Annotated in this window: 3 protein-coding genes; 2 read left to right on the forward strand and 1 reads right to left on the reverse strand. The window is 60.8% G+C overall.

The window, feature by feature from the left end:
* Positions 1 to 144: 144 nt before the first annotated feature.
* On the reverse strand, positions 145 to 1,107 hold the full coding sequence (trxB, locus tag FEM54_RS28200; RefSeq protein WP_017137935.1) for a thioredoxin-disulfide reductase: 963 nt from the start codon (positions 1,105 to 1,107) through the stop codon (positions 145 to 147).
* A gap of 292 nt (positions 1,108 to 1,399) precedes the next feature.
* On the opposite strand from trxB, the gene cysZ reads away from it, so the two are divergent.
* Both cysZ and FEM54_RS28215 read left to right on the forward strand, forming a co-directional pair.
* Positions 1,400 to 2,164, forward strand: coding sequence for a sulfate transporter CysZ (gene cysZ, locus FEM54_RS28210; protein ID WP_017137936.1), 765 nt, complete (start codon positions 1,400 to 1,402; stop codon positions 2,162 to 2,164).
* A 54-nt stretch (positions 2,165 to 2,218) separates the two neighbouring features.
* Entirely contained in the window at positions 2,219 to 3,397 is a 1,179-nt protein-coding gene (locus tag FEM54_RS28215; RefSeq protein ID WP_138453820.1) for a glycosyltransferase family 4 protein, read from the forward strand.
* The last annotated feature ends 2 nt before the right edge of the window (positions 3,398 to 3,399 follow it).

Genomic DNA, 3,399 nt, shown 5'->3' on the forward strand with positions numbered 1-3,399 from the left:
CGATAGCGGTGTGTCAGCCACCACCGCCATCGCAGGCAAGCCAGCTCCCACATTGAATCGGGTTGGCACATCAGCACTGTGGTGCGGCTTGAATCGTGCGCATAAAAAACCGGCCTCTCAGCCGGTTTTTTCATTTCAACGGGTTTAGAACGCAGCGTCCTTCAAACCGTCGAGGTAACGCTCTGCGTCCAAGGCCGCCATGCAACCGGCGCCGGCCGAGGTGATGGCCTGGCGGTACACGTGGTCAGCCACGTCACCGGCGGCAAAGATGCCTTCGATGTTGGTCGCAGTGGCGTTGCCTTCACGGCCGCCTTGCACAACCAGGTAGCCATCTTTGGCTTCGAGCACGCCTTCGAACAGCGAGGTGTTCGGGGTGTGGCCGATGGCGATGAACACGCCGTCGACTTTCAGCTCGTCGAAGCTGCCGTCGTTGTTTTTCAGGCGAGCACCGGTCACGCCCATGTTGTCGCCCAGGACTTCATCCAGGGTGGCGTTGAGCTTGAGGATGATCTTGCCTTCAGCCACACGGGCGTGCAGTTTGTCGATCAGGATCTTCTCGGCGCGGAAGGTCTCGCGGCGGTGAACCAGGGTCACGGTGCTGGCAATGTTGGCCAGGTACAGCGCTTCTTCCACGGCGGTGTTGCCGCCACCGACCACAGCCACCGGCTTGTTGCGGTAGAAGAAACCGTCGCAGGTCGCGCAGGCGGAGACGCCTTTGCCCATGAACGCTTCTTCCGATGGCAGGCCCAGGTAACGGGCGCTGGCACCGGTAGCGATGATCAGCGCGTCACAGGTATAGACACCGCTGTCGCCGGTCAGGCTGTAAGGCTTTTTCGAGAAGTCGACTTGGTTGATGTGGTCGAACACGATCTCGGTTTCAAAGCGCTCGGCGTGCTCTTTCATACGCTCCATCAGCACCGGGCCGGTCAGGCCGTGGACGTCGCCCGGCCAGTTGTCGACTTCAGTGGTGGTGGTCAACTGACCGCCTGCCTGCATGCCGGTAATCAGCAGCGGCTTGAGGTTGGCCCGGGCAGCGTAGACGGCAGCGCTGTAACCGGCAGGGCCGGAACCGAGAATAATCACTCGCGAATGACGGGTATCAGACATGACTCACTCCTATCGACCGCCCGGACCACAAGGCAGCTGGAATAAAAAAGGACCGCGAAGCACTTGGGGAAGGCTTGAACTCGCAGGCCCTGAAAATAATGGGTGCAGCGTATAGAGGGGGGCAAGATTAAGGAAATACGGAATAACAATCCAGCTCATAGGTGGTCTCTATGCAGTCGCCGCGATTAATCGACACCCTGGTTGCCTAGATGTTACCGCTGATGTCGCCGCTTTCGCCGAAGAAGCAAAGCCGGTAAGGTCGGCGCGTTCGTCTTCTTGCTCGGAGTTCTCCATGCCTGCCCCTGCTCTTTCTGGCCCGCAATACCTGCGTGAAGGCCTCAAACTGGTGTTGAGCCCTGGCCTGCGCCTGTTTGTGCTGCTGCCGTTGGCGATCAACCTGGTGCTGTTCGTCGGCTTGATCTATTTCGCCGGCCATCAGTTCAGCCTGTGGGTCGACACCTTGATGCCGACGCTGCCTGGCTGGCTGAGTTTCCTCAGCTACATCCTGTGGCCCTTGTTTGTGGTGCTGGTGGTGTTGATGGTGTTTTTCACCTTCACCATGCTCGCCAATATCATCGCCGCGCCATTCAACGGTTTTCTCTCGGAGAAAGTCGAGGTAGTGGTGCGCGGCACAGACGACTTCCCCGCCTTCAGCTGGGGCGAGTTGATGGCCATGGTCCCGCGCACCCTGGCGCGGGAAATGCGCAAACTGGGTTACTTCCTGCCACGGGCCATCGGCCTGTTTATCCTGTCGTTCATTCCGGTGGTCAACCTGATCGCCGCGCCGCTGTGGCTACTGTTCGGTGTGTGGATGATGGCGATCCAGTACATCGACTACCCGGCGGACAACCACAAGCTGGGCTGGAACGAAATGCTCGCCTGGCTGCGTCAGAAGCGTTGGCAGAGCATGAGCTTTGGCGGCATTGTTTATCTGGTGCTGCTGGTGCCGGTGGTCAACCTGCTGATGATGCCGGCGGCCGTGGCCGGGGCTACGCTGTTCTGGGTGCGTGAGCAAGGGGCCGAGGCGATGGCACGGCAGGCGATAGCCAAGTCATAAATCCATCATCCTAGAGTCACAATGACGACATGGCCCACGGTGACACTGTGGGTCATGACGACAGCCTCGCTCCACATCACCCTGATTACCGAAACCTTCCCGCCGGAGATCAATGGGGTGGCCAATACCCTTGGCCGCCTGTGCGAGGGTTTGCGCGCGCGCGGCCATCAGGTCGAGTTGGTGCGCCCCCGCCAGGGCACCGATCAAAGCCGGCCCAGCGACGATGGATTGCTGCTGTGTCGCGGCTGGCCACTGCCGGGGTACCCAGGGCTGCAATGGGGCCAGTCGTCGATGCACAAGTTGCTGCGGCGCTGGACACGCCAGCGCCCGGACGTGCTGTACATCGCCACTGAGGGGCCGCTGGGGCTGTCGGCGCTACGTGCGGCGCGGCGCCTGGGGATCAGCGTGGTCAGCGGGTTTCACACCAACTTCCAGCAGTACTCCAATCAATATGGCTTGAGCCTGCTCAGCCGCATGGTGACCCATTACTTGCGCTGGTTTCACAACCGCTCGACCCTGACCCTGGTGCCCAGCGCGAGCCAGCGCCTGGAGTTGGAACGTCGCCACTTCGAGCGCCTGGGCATGTTGTCACGCGGCGTCGACAGCCAGTTGTTCCACCCCGCCAAACGCGATAACGCGTTGCGTGAAAGCTGGGCGCTGAATAACGATCAAATCGCCGTACTGCATGTAGGCCGACTGGCACAGGAAAAAAACCTGGGGCTGCTCAAGCGCTGCTTTGAAACCTTGCAGGACACCTACCCACTGCGCCAGATGAAACTGATCATTGTCGGCGACGGCCCGCAACGGGCGACGCTGGAAAAGGAACTGCCCGAGGCAGTGTTCTGCGGCACCTTGCGCGGCGAAGAACTGGCACGGCATTACGCGTCCGGCGATGTGTTCCTGTTCCCCAGCCTGACCGAAACTTTCGGCAATGTAGTGCTGGAAGCCATGGCCTCCGGCCTGGGTGTGGTGGCTTACGACCAGGCGGCCGCCACCCAGCATATTCGCCATGGCTACAATGGCGTGCTGGCGATGCCAGGGGATGAGGGCGCGTTTTGTGACGCTGCCAATTGGCTGCTGGAAGATGCGGAGAGTTTGCGCCGCATGCGCTTGAATGCTCGTCAGCATGCGAGCCGCCAGGGCTGGCCGGCGATTATCGAACAGTTTGAGCGGCAATTGCGCGGGGTGTGCGGCGAGCGGACAGTGATTGCAGGGGAATCGCGGTTGATCTGATG

This window comes from Pseudomonas edaphica, assembly GCF_005863185.1.
Taxonomy (GTDB): domain Bacteria; phylum Pseudomonadota; class Gammaproteobacteria; order Pseudomonadales; family Pseudomonadaceae; genus Aquipseudomonas; species Aquipseudomonas edaphica.